We start from the raw sequence: 16,513 nt of genomic DNA, 5'->3' as shown, positions 1-16,513 counted from the left end.
GACCTCGACACACAGGAGAACACCAATGGAACTGGGCGCATACAGCTTCGGCGACACCCCGCGGGACCCGGACGGCACGCTGCGTTCGACCCCCGAAGCGATCACCAACCTCTTCGACGCGATCGTGCACGCCGATGCGGTCGGGCTCGACTACTTCGCCGTCGGCGAGCATCACACGCACGAGATGCCGGCGTCCTCGCCCGGTGCGATGATCGCCGCGGCGGCCGGCGCGACCTCCCGGATCAGGCTCGGCTCAGGAGTCAGCGTGCTCAGCACCGACGATCCGGTGCGGGTGTTCCAGCAGTTCGCCACGGCCGACGTGATCTCAGGAGGCCGGGTGGAGATCACCGCCGGCCGCGGGTCGTCGGTCGAGTCGTTCCCGCTGTTCGGCTACGACCTGCGCGATTACGACCGCCTGTACGAGGAGAAGCTCGAGTTGCTGCTGAGGATCAACGCCACCGAGCGCGTGACGTGGCACGGCACCGTCCGAGCGCAGATCGAGGATCTCCCCGTGGTGCCGCGTCCTGCGAACGGCTCCCTGCCGATCTGGGTGGGGACCGGAGGAAGCGCACCCTCCTCCGTCCGCGCGGGCCGTCTCGGCCTGCCGGTCAGCTACGGCATCATCGGCGGCGCCCCGCACCGGTTCGCTCCGCTCGCCGAGCTCTATCGTGCCAGCGCCGCGCAGGCCGGGCACACCGGCCCCGAGATCCGGGTGTCCGTGGCGGGGCTGGGGCTCATCGCCCCCACCAAGAAGGAGGCGCTCGAGCGGTTCTACCCCGGATGGCGCAACATCAACGCGCTGATGGCCGTGCAGCGCGGCTGGGCGACGCCGAGCGATGACGACTACCTCGCGCAGGCGCACGCACCGGGCGCCTATTACGTGGGGGACCCTGACGACGTCGCCGAGCGCATCGTGCACCTGCACGGCTACCTGGGGCACATGCGGCACTTCCTGCAGATGGACATCGGCGGGACGCCGCAGGAGCACCTGCTGGAGTCGATCACACTGCTGGCAACCGAGGTCAAGCCGAGGGTGGAGAGGCTGCTCGTGAAGAAGTGAGCCTCTCCACCGGGTCGCGACGGGCTACGCGGCGTTCTCCTGTGCGGCCTCGTCGCGCAGGCGGGCGCCTTCGCGCAGCAGCGGGATCAACTCGCGACCCCAGTCGTACACGTCACCCAGTGGGTCGAACCCACGGATGAGGAAGCGCGTCACGCCGAGGTCGTAGTACTTCAGGAGCGCTTCGGCGACCTGCGCCGGAGTGCCGACCGGTGCAGTCGAGTTGCCGGCCGGCCCCATCAGCTTGGTGATGCCCAGCCAGAGGCGCTCGTCGTGCACGTCACCGCGCTGTGCATGCTTCTGCAGCAGGTCGGCCGACTCCGAGCTCTGCTCGGCGCTTCGCGGGCGCGCGAATCTGAGCGTCTCGCCGGTCGCTGCTCGCGCCTTCAGCGCGGCGGCCTCGGCGTAGATGCGGTCGGCCTTCGACCATGCCCGATCCTCGGTGTCGGCGATGATCGGCCGCGTCGACAGGCTGAAGTCCACCTGTCGTCCGGCCTGGGCGGCGGCGGCGCGAATCGTGCGGATGTGCTCGGCGACATCGGCCAACGGCTCGCCGAAGAGCATGTACACGTCGGCCCCGTTCGCGCCCACCTCGACCGCGCCTTCGGAGAGCCCGCCGAAGAAGATCGGAATACCGTCGGCCGTCGCCGGTCTGACGGCCGAGTAGGCACCCTCGAAGCGGTAGAACTCGCCCTCGTAGTCGAACGGCTCCTCCGAGCTGAGGGTGCGGCGCAACACGTCGATGAACTCGCCGGTGCGCCGGTAGCGGTCGGCCTTCTCGCTGAAGTCGCCGTCGCGGCGCTGATCGGCCTCGCTGCCGCCGGAGATGTGGTGGATCGCGACGCGGCCGCCGCCCGTGAGGTGGTCAAGTGTGGCGAGCTTGCGGGCGACGATCGTCGGAGCGACGAAACCCGGACGATGCGCGATGAGCACCTTGAGGTTCTCGGTGGCGTGCAGGGCGGCCGCGGCGACGGCGAAGCCGTCCGGCGAACTGGCGCTGTAACCGATCAGGATGCGGTCGAAGCCGGCGGCCTCGTGGGCGCGCGAGAACTCCTTCACGTAGGCCGGGTCGACGACCGGCCCGTCCACGGCTTTCGTCTCCGACCCTGCGGTCGTGGCGATCATTCCGAGCAGTTCGATGGGCATGTCAGCTCCTTGCGAGGGGTGCGGGTCGGTTGGGAAGGCGGATGTCGATCACGGGGACCGACTCGATGAGACGGCGGGTGTACGGATGCTGCGGCTTGGCGACGACCTGCTGGGTGAGGCCGTCCTCGACGATCCGCCCTCTGTGGAGCACGACGAGGCGATCGCTCATCGCGGCCAGCGAACCGATGTCATGCGAGATGACGAGCATCCCGAGCTGATCGCCGCGGCCGCGCCGGAGGGCGATGAGCGCCTGCACGACCTTGTCTCGACTTGCCGCGTCGAGTGCGCTGACCGGCTCGTCGAGGACGAGAAGTCGCGGTTCGCCCACCAGCGCGCGGGCGATCGCCGCCCGCTGCCGCTGCCCGCCGCTGAGGCCCGACGGGAGGCGTTCGAGCAGATCGCCGTCCAGGCCGACCGCCTGGACGGCGGCGTCGATGCGGTCGCGGGCGAGGACGGCCGGCACGCGTGCGATGCGCAGCCCCTCGGCGATCGAGTCGATGATCCGGATGCCGGGGTCCAGCGAGCGCAGCGGGTCCTGGAACACGTACTGCACGGCTCCCGATCGGCGCCAGCGGCGCAGTGCGGATCCACGCAGCCGGGTGATGTCGCGTCCGTCGACCAGCACCGTCCCGGTGCTGGAGTCCACGGTGCGGAGCACGGCCTTGGCCAGGGTGGTCTTGCCCGACCCCGACTCCCCCACCACGCCCACCACCTGGCCGGCGCGCAGACTCAGCGACAGTCCGTCGAGCACCCGCACGTGACCGTAGTCGACGGAGAGCCCCTTCAGTTCGAGAAGCGTCATCGCAGGAACCTCTCCAGTCCGTAGGCGGCATGCGCGGACAGCAGGGAGCGGGTGTACGGATGCCCGGGAGCGCGCAGAACCCGAGAGGTCGCGCCACCCTCGACGACCCGGCCGTCGCGGAACACCAGCACGCGCTCGCACACCTGCGCTACCACGGCCAGGTCGTGCGAGACGAGAATGAGTGCGAGTCCGCGCTCTCGCCTCAGACGCGCCAGGAGCTCCAGGAGCTCCGCCTGCACCGTCACGTCCAGAGCCGTGGTCGCTTCGTCCGCGATCAGCACGGCAGGATCCGCGGCGAGCGCCATGGCGATGAGCACACGCTGAAGCATCCCTCCCGACAGCTCGGCGACACGCTGGCGCAGGACGAGGTCGACGCGGCGGATGCCGAGATCGTCCAGCAGCTCGCGGGCGCGCGCCTTCGCCTGGGCGCGGGGCACTCCGGCGGTCACCCTCAGCGTCTCCGCGAGCTGCGCGCCGACCGGGATCGCGGGGTTGAGGTAGGACGCCGGGTCCTGGAACACGGCGCCGATGCGGGTGCCGCGCACGGAGCGCCAGTCCTTCTCCGACGCCGCGGTGAGGTCGCGCCCGTCGACGTGCACCGTCCCGCCGGCCACCGAGACGCCGGTCGGCAGGATGCCGAGCAGCGCCCGGCAGGTCAGTGTCTTCCCGCTGCCGGATTCCCCCACCACGCCGAGCGCCTCACCGCTGCGCACCGAGAGCGAGACTCCGTGGACGAGGTCCGTGCCGTCCGACGCGGTCAGGACGAGTCGGTCGACGGCGGCGATGGCAGGGCGCGTGACGGAGCCCTCATCGAAAGAGGGGTTGAGCGGGACACCGGTGGGCGAGGCCGTGACGTCGGCGAAGGCGCGTGGTGCGATCAGATCGGTCTCAGACATGTGCGGACTCCTGTCCGGCGGCGCGCGAGCGATCGGCGCGCGAGCGATCGGCGCGCGAGCGTGCTGCGGAAGTCCCCACCCGATCGCGCACGGCGTCGGCGAGCAGATGGAGAGCACCGACGGTGAGGATGATGGCCAGCGCCGGGGCGAGCGGTCCCTCGGGTCGCTGGGCGAGATAGCCCAGATCGCTGGCGAGCATGCCACCCCAGGTGGGCGCGGGAGGCTGAACCCCGATGCCGAGGAAAGTCAGTGAGGCGACGGCGAGCAGCGCCGATCCGAGGGCGCTGATCGACGCCACCACGAGGGTGGGCGCCACCTGGCGCCAGACGTGTCGGCCCAGCACCCACCAGGCTGAGGCTCCCAGCAGCGTCGCCGCCTCCACGTACTGTGCATCACGCACCCGCAGGGTGGCTGCTCGGGAGACACGGAAGAAGCCGGGCGCGATCAGCAGACCGATCGCCGTCGTCGCCTGCACCAGCCCGTTGCCCAGCAGAGCGGCGAAGACGATGGCGAACAGGATGAACGGCAGCGCGAGCAGCGCATCGACGACGCGCAGTGCCAGCCATTCGCCGGCTCGGGGGATGAATGCGCTGAGCGCACCGGGCAGCGCGCCGACCACCAGTCCGATCAGAGCCGCGGCAGACGCGCTCAGCAGGGAGGCGGGCGCCCCGGCGAGCAGTCGCGAGAGCACGTCCCGACCGAGGTAGTCGGTTCCGAGCAGGTGCTCGGTCGACGCGCCCCGCAGCAGCTGTCCGGCATCCTGCGCGAGCGGGTCGATCGGTGCGAGCACGGGCCCTGCCACCGCGAGCACGGTCACCGCGGCGACGAGCAGGAGAGACAGACGCACCGTCCAGCGTCCGCCGGAGGAGGACTTCGAGCCGGTCATGCGGCACTCCTCTCGGTTCCGGAGCTACGGCGGATGATCAGGTTGATCACGATGCCCGAGATCACGACGACGAGGATCGCCACGAGCAGCACACCCTGCACGACCGGGACATCGCCTTGCAGAGCGGAGGTGTTGGCGAGTCGGCCGAGTCCCGGCATCCCGAAGATCACCTCGGTGATGACGGCACCACCGACCAACCGCGGAACGTGCACACCGAGAACACTCAGCGCAGGTGCGGCGGCGTTCGGGAGTGCATGGCGGAACACGATCCGCGCAGGGCTGAGCCCGTGCACCCTGGCGCCGATCACATAGTTCTCGGTGAGGGCACCGACCAGCGAGGTGCGCAGCTGGCGGGCGATGTCGGCTCCCGCGTCGAGGCTGAGAGCGACCGACGGAAGTACCAGGCAGGTCAGCCAGGCTCCGATATCCCGCTCCGGCGGCACGTATCCGGCTACGGGGAACAGCGGGATCGCGTAGCCGAACACGAGGATGAGGGCGATCGCCACGACGAAGGCGGGAACGGTGGTCGCAATACTGCTGAGCAGCGTGACGACGCGGTCGACGACGCCGCCGCGCGTGACAGCGGCGAGCACACCCAGCCCGAGCCCGCCCAGCAGCGCGCACAACGTCGCGCCGGTGGCGATCGAGAGGCTGACCGGGAACGCCTGGGCGATGCTGTCCGACACCGGAATGGTGGTGAACCAGCTGGTGCCGAGATCACCCGTCAGAGCGGATCCGAGCCAGTCCAGGTAGCGCACCAGGAAAGGACGGTCCAGCCCGAACAGGTGGTTGAGCCGGTCGATGTCCGCCTGGGTGGCGACCTCGCCCAGTGCGACGGCTGCCGGGTTCGACCCGGAGGCTGCGCCCAGTGCGAAGGTCGCGAAGGTGGCGAGGACGAAGACGGTCGCCGCAGTGCCGATCGTGGCGAGCACCCGGCCGGCGCCGACGAGCAGAGGATGGGGTGCCGCCGGCGCGCCCTCCTGCACGCCGTCGTCCCCCGACGGGGACGTCACCTGTGCGGCGGCCGCCTCGGCGATGACACTCACGGTCAGCCCTGCACCTTCACATCTTCCCAGCGCTGCACGTCGAGCCAGTGCCGGATGCCGGTGACCTTCGCGGGATGCGCGAGCAGGCGCGGCCAGCTGAACAGGAACGTGTTCGGCTGCTGCGTGACGCCGATCTCCACCGCGTGCTGGATCTTCTCCGCGTAATCGGGCGCATCGGTGGGGGTCGCGCGGGCGGCGTCGATGGCCTCGGTCAGCTCCGGCGGTGTCTGCCGGCCGAGATTCATCAGCCCTTCCGGGCCGTACAGCACCTCGAGCCCCTGCAGCGGGGACTGCCGACCGGAGTAGCTGTCGAGCACGAACGGGTGAGTGCGCTGCACGTAGTTCTGGGAGATGGCAGCCGGTGCGAGCACATTCAGCTTCACGTCGATGCCGGCCTCGGCCCACTGCGCCTGCAGCACCTCGGCGAGCGCGACGTCAGCCTCCCCCAGAGCCAGGTCGACCTTCAGCCCGTCGGGATGCCCCGCCGCGGCGAGCAGCTTCTTCGCCGCAGCGACGTCGTGCGCGTAGAGATCGTCGAGTTGCGGTGCGTGGGCGATGTAGCCATCGGGGAAGGGCTGCCAGTTCGGTGTTCCCTTGCCGAAGTAGGCGGCGTCGATCAGCGCCTGACGGTCGGTGGCATGGCTGATCGCCTGCAGCACCCGGGCGTCGTCGAACGGCGCCGCCGTGCCGTTCACATCCAGCGCCCGCACGGTGAGAGCCTTGATCTCCTCGACGTCCAGCCCGGCCGTCTCGGCCGCCTGCGCCTGCGAGGGCGGGATGATAGCCACGTCCCACTGACCGGTGGAGACACCGGCGACGACGGTGGCGTCGTCGGTCACGGGAACGACGTGGAACTCGTCGATGAAGATGCGGTCCGCGTCCCAGTACCTGTCGTTCTTCTCGAGGTCGGCGTGCGCGTTCGGCACGTACTCGGTCAGCTCGAAGGGCCCCGAGCCCTCGGGCTGCGTAGCCAGCGACGCGACGTCGTCGAACGCGGTGGGGTTCACGATGAAGCCGGTCTTGCCCGCGAACAGGTACGGCACCTGGTAGTCGGCCTGATCCAGATGCACGGTGACGGTGTGCGCGTCGACGACGTCGATCGCGGTGATGATGCGCAATTGGCCGGCGAGCGTGGAGTTCTCCTGATCCCGACCTCGTTCGAGGTTCTCCTTCACTGCTTCCGCGTCCACCGGGGTGCCGTCGCTGAACTCGGCGTCCGGACGCAGGTGGAAGGTGATCGCGGTTCCGTCCGCGCTGTACTCCCAGTTCTCGGCGAGGCCGGGCACGACTTCCCCCTTCGTGTCGAGCTGCGTCAGCCCGTCGTAGACCAGGGCCAGCGCGTGGGTGTCCCATCCCGCGGTCGAGGTGACCGGGTCCCAGCTGGTGGGAAGGTTCCAGCCCCAGGTCAGCTCTGTCGTGTCGGAGGAGGACGCACCTGCGGACGCACTGCAGCCGGCCATCGCAAGAGACGCGACGGCGAGCACGGCGAGGGTGGGGAGTCTGCGGTGAGAGGTCATGGCTGCGAAGCTAGAAGCCGGAATACGCTGCCTGCAAGCGATCTGAAGCGCGAGGTCACGCGACGCAACAGTTCGTCACATCGTGGGTGCGCACGGGTGCGGATGTCGAAGATGGGACGCATGACCTCCGCCCCCACCTCCGTCTTCACCCCCACTGCCACCGTTCGGGGGGCACTCGCGCTGATCGCCGGGCGTGACGAGACGGCGGCCGTCTACCGCCGCTTCGGCACGCGCATCAGTTCCGACGGCTACACGGTCGGTGTGTTCGCGGGCACTGAGGCCGCGGCGGCGGTCTCGTGGCTCGGCGAGCAGCCCCACGAGCCGCGCGTCCTGGTCGGATCGGACACCGGCGCCTCGGCAGCGCTGACTGCGCTCACGCAGGGCGACGTCGCCGACGCGGCGATCGTCGCCGGTGTGGTCGTCGACGCCGAGCACACGCCGACGGATGCCGAGCGCACCGCGTGCCCCGTGCATCTCGGCGTCCTCGCCGAACAGCACGCGGCGACCACCACGGCGACCGGATCGGCGACCAGCCCGACCGATGACGCCCCCCGCGCGGACCTCCCCGACGCGGCAGACCTCGCGGCGATCTCCGTTCCGGTGCTGGCCGTGCACGGCGGATCGGACCCCGTCTCCCCGTTCGCGCAGGCCCAGGCGATGCTGTCCGCCATCCCCGACATCGAGACGATCGAGACCGTCGACGGACTGCACGACGCGCTCAATGACCAGACCCACCGCAGCGTGGCCGCGAGCATCGTGCTGTGGCTGGAGCGCCTGCGCGCCGGCGACGTCCACGCGGCGATCGTCCGGCGTCCGGAAGACGCGCGCGCATGAGCGGCGTCGCCACCCCCGCTTCGGAGCGCGGCTTCGCCACCCCCTCTACGGAGCGCGGCTTCGCCACGACACAGGTGCACACGGGGTTCACCGCCGGTACGACCTGGTCCAGCGCGGTGCCGCCGATCCATCAGACCGCGGCCTACGAGTTCTCCTCGCTGCAGGAGGCCGCCGACCTGTTCGCGCTGCGCAAGCCCGGCATCATCTACAGCCGCAACGCCAGCCCGACGCAGCAGGTGCTCGAAGAGCGCGTCACCGCGCTGGAAGGAGGCGCGAGCGCCGTGGCCGTGGCATCCGGCCAGGCCGCCGTCGCCGTCACCCTGCTCGCTCTCGCCGGCCGTGCTGGGCACATCGTCGCCGCTGATCAGCTGTACGGCGGCACGGTCGACCTGCTGCAGGACACCCTCGACGACTTCGGCATCCCGGTGACCTTCGTCGACCAGGACGACCCGGACGCCTGGCGTACGGCCATCACCCCGCAGACGCGCGTGCTGTTCGCGGAGATCGTCGCCAACCCCATCGCGCAGGTGCTGGACGTGCGGCGCGTCGCCGACATCGCGCACGCGGCCGGGCTCCCACTCGTGGTCGACAGCACTCTCGGCACGCCGGCGCTGATCCGCCCCGGCGAGCACGGCGCCGACTTCGTGGTGCACTCGGCGACGAAGTTCCTCTCCGGGCACGGCACCTCCCTCGGCGGCGTCGTCGTCGATCAGGGCACGTTCGACTTCGGCGCCGCGCCCGAGCGCTGGCCGCAGTTCACCGCGCCCTACCGTCGCTTCGGCGACCTCGTGCTGTGGGAGCGGTTCGGACAGGGCCAGGCCTTCGCCGCCCTCGTCAAGTCGAAGTACGTGCACGACCTCGGCCCCTCACTGTCGCCGTTCAACGCCTGGCAGATCCTGCAGGGGATCGAGACGCTCGACCTGCGCGTGGCCCGTCAATCGGCGAGCGCGCTCACGGTGGCGAGGCACCTGGAACGGCATCCCTCGGTCGCCCGCGTGCACCACCCCGGCCTCGCCGGAAATCCTTGGCACGAACTGGCCGCGCGCTACCTGCCGCACGGCATCCCGTCCGTCTTCTCCTTCGACCTCACGGGCTCCGAATCCGACGCCACGGCCCGGGTATCCCGCCTCATCGACGAGCTGAACGTCTTCCGGCTGGTGGCGAACCTGGGCGACGCGCGCAGCCTGGTCGCGCATCCGGCATCGATGACCCACTCGCATCTCACCGCCTCGCAGCGCGCCGCGGCCGGGATCTCCCTGACCACCGTGCGGCTCTCGGTGGGACTCGAGGATCCCGCCGACCTCGTCACCGACCTCGACCGCGCGCTCAGCCGCATCTGACTCACCCACGTCCCGCCGAACAGGAGCATCATGGCCATCGATCTCGGATACTGGACCCCCGTCTACGGCGGATTCCTGCGCAACGTGCGCGATGAAGGCCGGATGGCCGCCACCTGGGAGTACATCCGCGAGGTGTCGGTGACGGCCGACCGGTTGGGTTTCCACACCACCCTCGTTCCGGAGCTCTATCTCAACGACCGCAAGGGCACGGACGCGCCCAGCCTGGAGGCGTGGTCGCTCTCCGCGGCGATCCTCGCGGCCACGGATCGGCTGCGGGTCATGACGGCGGTGCGACCGGGCTTCCACCTGCCGGCTGTCCTCGCGAAGACCGTGTCGACCCTGGACAGCATCGCGCCGGGCCGCGTGGCATTGAACGTCGTGGCGGCGTGGTGGGCCGAGGAAGCCCGGCAGTTCGGCGGTGTCTTCCCCACGCACGACGCCCGCTACGCCCAGGCGTCCGAGTTCGTCCAGGTGCTCAACGGTCTGTGGGAGCAGACCCCGTTCAGCTTCAGCGGCGACCACTACGAGTTCGAGGACACCATCGTCGAGCCCAAGCCGTCATCCCACCCGGTGGTCTTCGCCGGCGGGGAGAGCGATGCGGGCCGCGAGGCCATCGCCGGCTTCGCGGACGCCTACGTCATGCACGGCGGAACGCTCGACGAGGTGCGCGCGAACGTCGCCGACATGAACGCGCGCTCGGAACGTCTGCACGGCCGGCCGATCTCCGAGTTCGGCATGCCCGCCTACGTGATCGTCCGCGACACCGAGGCCGAGGCGCAGCGCGAACTGGACCGCATCACCACCGTGGACCCGGACTCCCCCGGATACGCGTCCTTCGAGCAGTTCCGCCAGAACTCGAACCTCTCACTGGAGCTGTCCCGCCGCGAGTACTCGGTGGGAACGCGCGGACTTCGACCGAACCTGGTGGGCACCGCCGAGCAGGTCGTCGACCGCATCAACGAGTACGCCGACGCCGGGATCAGCCTGCTGCTCATCCAGGCGTCGCCGTTGGACGAGGAACTGGAGCGGATCGCGGAGCAGGTCTTCCCACTCGTACCGCAGCGCTCGCTGGTCGCCGCCCGCTGACGACGGCCCGCCGACCGATACGCTGGAGACCATGACCGGTCTTCGTTGGGGAATCCTCGCCACGGGCGGCATCGCCGCCGCCTTCGCATCCGACCTGCGCACCGCGGGTCTCGACCTGGTGGCGGTGGGATCGCGCAGCCAGGAGTCCGCCGACGCCTTCGCCGCACGCTTCGACATCGCGCACGCGCATCCCTCGTACGAGTCGCTCGTCGCCGACGGCGACGTCGACATCGTCTACGTCGCCACCCCGCACCCCATGCACCACGCCAATGCGAGGCTCGCCCTGGAGCACGGCAAGCACGTGCTCGTCGAGAAGGCATTCACCGTGAATCGCGGCCAGGCGGCGGACCTGCAGGCGCTTGCCGCCGAGAAGGGGCTGCTGGCCATGGAGGCCATGTGGACGCGCTACCTGCCGCACATGGTGCGCATCCGCGAGATCATCGCGGCGGGCACGCTCGGTGAGATCCGTGCCGTCATCGCCGACCACACGCAGCGGATCTCCTCCGACCCGGCGCACCGTCTGAACGCGATCGAGCTCGGCGGCGGTGCCCTGCTGGACCTGGGCATCTACCCGATCTCGTTCATGTGGGATGTCCTGGGCGAGCCGCAGACGATCCAGGCCACCGCGCGGCTCATCGGGACCGGCGCGGATGCCGAAGTCGCGACGCTCATGACGCATGCCGGCGGCGCGGTCTCGACGAGCCTGTCGTCCTCCCGCGCCGCGGGACCGAACAGGGCGGCGGTGATCGGCACAGACGCGCGGATCGAGATCGACCGCGTCTGGTACACACCGACCTCCTTCCGCGTCGTCGCCCCCGACGGCACAGTGCTCGAGGAGTACGGGTCGCAGGTCGAGGGGCGCGGCATGCAGTACCAGGCGTTCGCCGCCGAAGGGGCGGCCCTGCACGGCGATCCGGCGGGCGCCGGCCTGGCACTGCCGATCAGCGAATCCGTCGCGATCATGGGCACACTCGATGAGATCCGGCGCCAGATCGGCGTCACCTACCCTGAGGAGTCCTGATGGCCGACACTGCGGGACGGGTCGCGGTCTACCTCGACTTCGACAACATCGTCATCTCCTGGTACGACCGCGTGCACGGGCGCAACGCCTACGGCAAGGACCGTCAGCGCATCACCGACGACCCGCACGACAAGGAAGTCACCGAGCGGCTGAAGCAGGCGATGATCGAGGTCGGTGCGATCATCGACTACGCCTCGTCCTTCGGCACCCTGGTGCTCACGCGCGCCTACGCGGACTGGTCCTCGCCGGTGAACGCCGAATACCGCTCCCAGCTCGTCGCCCGCGCGGTCGATCTGGTGCAGCTTTTCCCTGCCGCCGCTTACGCGAAGAACGGGGCCGACATCCGCCTCGCCGTGGACACCGTCGAGGACATGTTCCGCCTGCCCGACCTCACCCACGTCGTGATCGTGGCCGGAGACAGCGACTACGTGCCGCTCGCCCAGCGGTGCAAGCGTCTGGGCCGCTACGTCATCGGCGTCGGCGTGGCGGGCTCCACGGCGAAATCGCTGGCGGCGGCCTGCGACGAGTTCGAGTCCTACGATTCGCTGCCGGGCGTCGTGCGCCCGACCAAGAGCGTCGCGGCGCCTGCGGCCTCGACGACGGCCGTGAAGGACGTCAAGGACAAGACGGAGCCGAAGCAGACCTCGCCCACCCGCAAGGCGAAGGCGGCGACGAAGCCCGACGACCAGGGAGAGGCCACACAGCTGCTGGAGCGCGCCCTCCGTCTCGGCCACGACAAGACCGATTCCGACGAATGGCTGCACGCCTCGGCCGTGAAGACGCAGATGCGGCGGATGGACCCGTCGTTCAGCGAGAAGGCTCTCGGCTATCGGTCCTTCAACGATTTCCTGCGCTCGCGCGATGACATCGCGGAGCTGGAGGAGACCGGTCACGAGCGGCTCGTACGTCTGCGCGAACGGTAACCTCGAAGCATGGATCATGTGCCCCAGTCCCCGTATCTCCGGGCGCTGGGTGCACAACGCGCGCAGCTTCATCCAGCGCTGCGCGAGTACTTCTCCGCCGTCCCCCAGGGCAGTCTCGGCGTCGGCGAGGGCGTCTTCGAGCGGATCGGCACGCCGCGCCGCTGGCTGTGGCCCCTGCTCGGCCTGCTGCAGCGTCACGGCGCCGTGCACGCCGGATGGCATTACGACGTCCCGTTCACGGTGCGCAACCGCAGCCTCGCAGGCAAGGCGATCAGCGCGCGCACGCTGCACCTGCCCGGCGGCGACTGGACGATGAAGGATGCCGTCTGCGTCCGTCCGCGCGGTCGCGTGGTGGATCAGATCGGGGAGCCGATCACACTGGCGATCGGGTTCGACGTGTCGGTCGACGGCGACGCCCTCGCGCTGCGCAGCACTACCGTGGGCATCCGGCTGGGCGGCATCCGCGTCATCCTGCCGCGGTTCCTCGCCCCGGTCGTGCGGTTGCGCGAGAGCGCCGAGAAGCAGGCCGGCAGGCAGCGCGTGGCGCTGACCGTGGATCTGCCGCTCGTCGGCCGTCTCTACGAGTACGAGGGCACGTTCAGCTACACCATCCGGGAAGACACGCCGTGACGCGAGTGGTCATCGGCGGGTCGACCGGATTCATCGGGCGTCACCTGCAGCAGGCCTACCGGGCGCAGGGCCGCGAGGTCATCACCATCTCCCGGTCCGGTGCCGACCTGACCTGGGCCGACCAGCACGGCATCGATGCCGCCGTCGACGGCGCGGGACTCGTCGTCGGACTGGCCGGTAAGAGCGTGAGCTGCCGGTACACCCCGGCAAACCGTGCGCAGATCCTGTCCTCCCGCCTGCAGACGACGGCGGCTCTCAGCGGTGCGATCCGACGCGCGTCCGCGCCTCCGCCGCTGTGGATCAACTCGTCCACCGCGACGATCTACCGTCACGCCGAGGACCGGCCCATGACGGAGTCCGATGGCGAGACCGGCACCGGGTTCTCCGTGGAGGTCGCCGAGGCGTGGGAGCGCGCGCTGTTCGACGCCGAGCTTCCCGGGACACGTCGCGTCGCTCTGCGCACCGCGATCGTCCTCGGCGATGCCGGCGTCCTGGGACCACTGCGCCGACTGGCCCGCCTGGGCCTGGGCGGCACCCAGCTGGACGGATGGTGGCCGGTGACGCGGGCTCGCCGGGCCGCCGGCACCGCGCACCTGCCCGGCGCACGAGGCGGGCGGCAGCGCTTCAGCTGGATCCATGTCGACGACGTGGTCGGCATCATCGACTTCCTCGAACGTCACCCGGAACTCGAGGGAGCAGTGAACGCCTCCTCGCCGAACCCGGTCGACAACGCCGCCTTCATGGCGTCCGTACGCCGGACCCTCGGAGTGCGGTTCGGCCCGCCGACGCCACGGTGGATGCTGGAGATCGGCGCGATCGCGATCCGCACCGAGACGGAGCTGATCCTGAAGAGCCGGTGGGTGCTCCCGGGCAGACTCGCCGCGGCGGGCTACGTCTTCCGGCATCCGGATCTGGACGAGGCACTGCGCGCGTCGTTCGCGAACTGAGCTACTCCGCCTGCTGGGTCCCTGACCCTGTCGAAGGGTCACCGCGCTCGTGCTTGCGCTTCTCGATCTCCTGGCGCAGTCGCCATTCCTCGATCTCCCGGTCGAGGTCCGCGATCTGCTCCTCCGTCGTGCGCGTGTCCACCGGGGTCACCGGGGCCGCGGGCGCGGGGGGCGCCGTGGGACGGGACCTCCTCAGAAGCTCGGGGCGCTCCAGGCGGACGCCGCCCTCCGGATACTCGCGGCCGATGCCGAACCAGAGCACGCTTCCGATGAACGGCAGCAGGATGACCAGCAGCAGCCAGACGAACTTCGGCATGAACTTCACCTGCGCGTCATCGCGACGGATGATGTCCACGAGTGCGAACACCATCAGCGCCACGACGAGCAGCGAGATCACGAAAGCCATGCCCTCAGCGTAGACGAACGAGGCCGTCCCCGTCCGCTCCACAACCCCGGGCGAGCGCTCCTCGAACGACGGCGTCGACCGGCAGGACTCACTGGTTCACGACCTGACTCGGAGGCCGGTCCTCAGTCCTCTCCCGTCGCGATCGGCAGTCCCGGAGTGTTCGACCAGGCGCTCCACGACCCCGGGTACACGGCGATCTCGCGTCCGACGATGGCTCCGGCGAGCGCGAGCTGCGCCGCGGTGATGCCCGACCCGCAGTATGCCGCGATCGGCGTGCTCCCGTCTGCGCCCGCGGCGTCGAACGCGGCGGCGATGTCGGGTGCCGACCGGAACCGGCCGGCGTCGTCGAGCATCCGACCGATCGGCAGGTTGCGGGCACCGGGGATGTGCCCGGGAATCGGATCGATCGGCTCCGTCTCCCCGCGGTAGCGCTCTCCCGCACGCGCGTCGAGCAGCACTCCCGTGTGCGGCCAGGTTGCCGCGACGTCTGTTGCGACGACGCCCGCGTCGCCGGGAGAGGCGAGCACGACGTCGCCTTCCGGAACCTGCACGTCCCCGGTCGCGACCTCCCCGCCGGCGGCCCGCCAGGCGGGCCAGCCGCCGTCGAGGACCCGGACGTCGCCGAGCCCCGCTCGGCGCAGCGCCCACCACGCCCGCGACGCGGCCAGCATCCGATGGTCGTCGTACACGACCACCGGCATACCGGTGCCGATCCCCCAGCGGCGCGCCGCGGCGGCGAGCGCCGCATCATCCGGCAGCGGATGCCGTCCTTCTTCCGGCGCGCCGTGACGAGACAGCTCACCTTCCACGTCGATGAACACCGCACCGGGGATGTGCCCGGCCAGGTACTGCTCGCGGCCGTCGTCACGGCCGAGCTGCCAGCGCGCGTCGAGCACGCGCACCTCGCTGAGCCGCTCCCGCAGCTCGGCGGCGGTGATGAGCGGGTTCACCGTCTCCTCCACGGCGGCTGCCTCGCTCACGGGACGATGTGTCCGGCGGTGCGGAACAGCTCGTACCATTCGGCGCGGCTCAGCACGACGTCGGCGCCCGCGGCGGCATCGGCCACACGCTGCGGGGTCGTGGTGCCGAGCACCACCTGCATGTGGGCGGGGTGTCGGGTGATCCACGCCGTCGCGATGGCGATCGGGGTGACGTCGTACTTGGCCGCCAGCCGATCCAGCACGCCGTTCAACGCGGCGTACTTGTCGTTCCCGAGGAAGACGCCGTCGAAGAACCCGCCCTGGAACGGCGACCAGGCCTGGATCGTGATGTCGTTGATGCGGCAGTAGTCCACGATGCCGCCGCCGTCACGGACGACGCTCTGCTCCTCCCCCGACATGTTCGCCGCGGTGCCCTGCGCGATGATCGGCGAATGCGTGATCGACAGCTGCAGCTGGTTGGCCACCAGCGGCTGGGTGACGGCCGTGCGCAGCAGGTCGATCTGCCGCGGGGTGTGATTGGAGACGCCGAACGCGCGCACCTTGCCGGCGGCCTCGAGCTCGTCGAACGCCCGGGCGACCTCGTCGGGTTCGACGAGCGCGTCGGGCCGGTGCAGCAGCAGCACGTCGATGTAGTCGGTGCGCAGTGCCTTCAGAGAGCCTTCGGCCTGGGCGATGATGTGCTCGTACGAGAAGTCGAACATCTGCTCCGCGGGCACGATGCCGCATTTCGTCTGAAGCACGATCTCAGCGCGCTCGGACGGCGACAGCTGCAGCGCGGACGCGAAGCGGTCCTCGCAGACGTGCATCGCACCGCCGTAGATGTCCGCATGGTCGAAGAAGTCGATTCCGGCGCCGCGGGCGGTGTCATACAGCTCGCGGACCTCGGCATCCGTCTTGTCGGGGATGCGCATCATCCCGGCGATGACGGCCGCGGCGGTTCCGCCTGAGAACGGGACAGTCTTCATGGTTCCTCCTGGTCACCGCCAACGCTACCGCGGGTCGTGCACGGGCGCCGCCGCCCGGTTTCGTCTTCCA

The 16,513-nt window shown here is 70.2% G+C and carries 17 protein-coding genes; 8 read left to right on the top strand and 9 right to left on the bottom strand.

Annotated elements, in window-relative coordinates; all coding sequences use genetic code 11:
* Positions 1 to 25 precede the first annotated feature (25 nt).
* Positions 26 to 1,060, top strand: a complete 1,035-nt coding sequence (locus ACFQY2_RS09420; RefSeq protein WP_378745514.1) for an LLM class flavin-dependent oxidoreductase — start codon at positions 26 to 28, stop codon at positions 1,058 to 1,060.
* A 24-nt stretch (positions 1,061 to 1,084) separates the two neighbouring features.
* Here ACFQY2_RS09420 and ACFQY2_RS09415 read toward each other — a convergent pair whose 3' ends face one another.
* From ACFQY2_RS09415 to ACFQY2_RS09390, 6 genes are read right to left on the bottom strand one after another with little or no spacing between them, the layout of a single operon-like run.
* Positions 1,085 to 2,203: an LLM class flavin-dependent oxidoreductase gene (locus tag ACFQY2_RS09415; protein WP_378745513.1), complete on the bottom strand. Its 1,119-nt coding sequence runs from the start codon at positions 2,201 to 2,203 to the stop codon at positions 1,085 to 1,087.
* A gap of 1 nt (position 2,204) precedes the next feature.
* Positions 2,205 to 3,005, bottom strand: a complete 801-nt coding sequence (locus ACFQY2_RS09410) for an ABC transporter ATP-binding protein (RefSeq protein WP_378745511.1) — start codon at positions 3,003 to 3,005, stop codon at positions 2,205 to 2,207.
* Positions 3,002 to 3,901, bottom strand: coding sequence for an ABC transporter ATP-binding protein (locus tag ACFQY2_RS09405; RefSeq protein ID WP_378745510.1), 900 nt, complete (start codon positions 3,899 to 3,901; stop codon positions 3,002 to 3,004). Before ACFQY2_RS09405 ends, ACFQY2_RS09410 begins: the two co-directional genes overlap by 4 nt.
* Positions 3,894 to 4,787, bottom strand: a complete 894-nt coding sequence (locus ACFQY2_RS09400; protein ID WP_378745509.1) for an ABC transporter permease — start codon at positions 4,785 to 4,787, stop codon at positions 3,894 to 3,896. Before ACFQY2_RS09400 ends, ACFQY2_RS09405 begins: the two co-directional genes overlap by 8 nt.
* The gene (locus ACFQY2_RS09395; RefSeq protein WP_378745508.1) at positions 4,784 to 5,833 is read right to left on the bottom strand and encodes an ABC transporter permease; all 1,050 of its coding nucleotides are present in this window, start codon (positions 5,831 to 5,833) and stop codon (positions 4,784 to 4,786) included. The genes ACFQY2_RS09400 and ACFQY2_RS09395 overlap by 4 nt, the downstream gene beginning before the upstream one ends.
* A gap of 2 nt (positions 5,834 to 5,835) precedes the next feature.
* Positions 5,836 to 7,350: an ABC transporter substrate-binding protein gene (locus tag ACFQY2_RS09390; RefSeq protein WP_378745507.1), complete on the bottom strand. Its 1,515-nt coding sequence runs from the start codon at positions 7,348 to 7,350 to the stop codon at positions 5,836 to 5,838.
* A gap of 120 nt (positions 7,351 to 7,470) precedes the next feature.
* Between ACFQY2_RS09390 and ACFQY2_RS09385 the strand changes: the two genes are divergently transcribed.
* From ACFQY2_RS09385 to ACFQY2_RS09355, 7 genes are read left to right on the top strand one after another with little or no spacing between them, the layout of a single operon-like run.
* Entirely contained in the window at positions 7,471 to 8,184 is a 714-nt protein-coding gene (locus tag ACFQY2_RS09385) for an alpha/beta hydrolase (RefSeq protein ID WP_378745506.1), read from the top strand.
* Positions 8,181 to 9,524, top strand: a complete 1,344-nt coding sequence (locus ACFQY2_RS09380) for an O-acetylhomoserine aminocarboxypropyltransferase/cysteine synthase family protein (protein WP_378745505.1) — start codon at positions 8,181 to 8,183, stop codon at positions 9,522 to 9,524. The genes ACFQY2_RS09385 and ACFQY2_RS09380 overlap by 4 nt, the downstream gene beginning before the upstream one ends.
* Before the next feature lie 30 nt (positions 9,525 to 9,554).
* Entirely contained in the window at positions 9,555 to 10,610 is a 1,056-nt protein-coding gene (locus ACFQY2_RS09375) for an LLM class flavin-dependent oxidoreductase (RefSeq protein ID WP_378745503.1), read from the top strand.
* Between the two features lie 31 nt (positions 10,611 to 10,641).
* Positions 10,642 to 11,631, top strand: coding sequence for a Gfo/Idh/MocA family protein (locus tag ACFQY2_RS09370; RefSeq protein ID WP_378745502.1), 990 nt, complete (start codon positions 10,642 to 10,644; stop codon positions 11,629 to 11,631).
* On the top strand, positions 11,631 to 12,554 hold the full coding sequence (locus ACFQY2_RS09365) for an NYN domain-containing protein (RefSeq protein ID WP_378745501.1): 924 nt from the start codon (positions 11,631 to 11,633) through the stop codon (positions 12,552 to 12,554). The genes ACFQY2_RS09370 and ACFQY2_RS09365 overlap by 1 nt, the downstream gene beginning before the upstream one ends.
* Positions 12,555 to 12,563: 9 nt before the next feature.
* Positions 12,564 to 13,184, top strand: coding sequence for a DUF4166 domain-containing protein (locus ACFQY2_RS09360; protein ID WP_378745500.1), 621 nt, complete (start codon positions 12,564 to 12,566; stop codon positions 13,182 to 13,184).
* Complete coding sequence (locus ACFQY2_RS09355; protein WP_378745499.1) at positions 13,181 to 14,131, top strand: epimerase; 951 nt, start codon at positions 13,181 to 13,183, stop codon at positions 14,129 to 14,131. Before ACFQY2_RS09360 ends, ACFQY2_RS09355 begins: the two co-directional genes overlap by 4 nt.
* Before the next feature lies 1 nt (position 14,132).
* On the opposite strand, the gene ACFQY2_RS09350 is transcribed toward ACFQY2_RS09355, so the two are convergent.
* The 3 genes from ACFQY2_RS09350 to ACFQY2_RS09340 all read right to left on the bottom strand — a co-directional run bounded on the left by ACFQY2_RS09350 (position 14,133) and on the right by ACFQY2_RS09340 (position 16,443).
* Positions 14,133 to 14,537, bottom strand: coding sequence for a PLD nuclease N-terminal domain-containing protein (locus ACFQY2_RS09350; RefSeq protein WP_378745498.1), 405 nt, complete (start codon positions 14,535 to 14,537; stop codon positions 14,133 to 14,135).
* Positions 14,538 to 14,659: 122 nt separating this feature from the next.
* On the bottom strand, positions 14,660 to 15,517 hold the full coding sequence (locus tag ACFQY2_RS09345) for a sulfurtransferase (RefSeq protein WP_378745497.1): 858 nt from the start codon (positions 15,515 to 15,517) through the stop codon (positions 14,660 to 14,662).
* Positions 15,514 to 16,443, bottom strand: a complete 930-nt coding sequence (locus ACFQY2_RS09340) for an aldo/keto reductase family oxidoreductase (RefSeq protein WP_378745496.1) — start codon at positions 16,441 to 16,443, stop codon at positions 15,514 to 15,516. The genes ACFQY2_RS09345 and ACFQY2_RS09340 overlap by 4 nt, the downstream gene beginning before the upstream one ends.
* Positions 16,444 to 16,513: the final 70 nt, after the last annotated feature.

This window comes from Microbacterium sp. GCM10027623, from assembly GCF_042666935.1.
In the GTDB taxonomy this organism is placed as follows: Bacteria; Actinomycetota; Actinomycetes; order Actinomycetales; family Microbacteriaceae; genus Microbacterium.
Note: the sequence above shows the minus strand (reverse complement) of the source record. Positions and strands in the feature narration are given on the sequence as shown.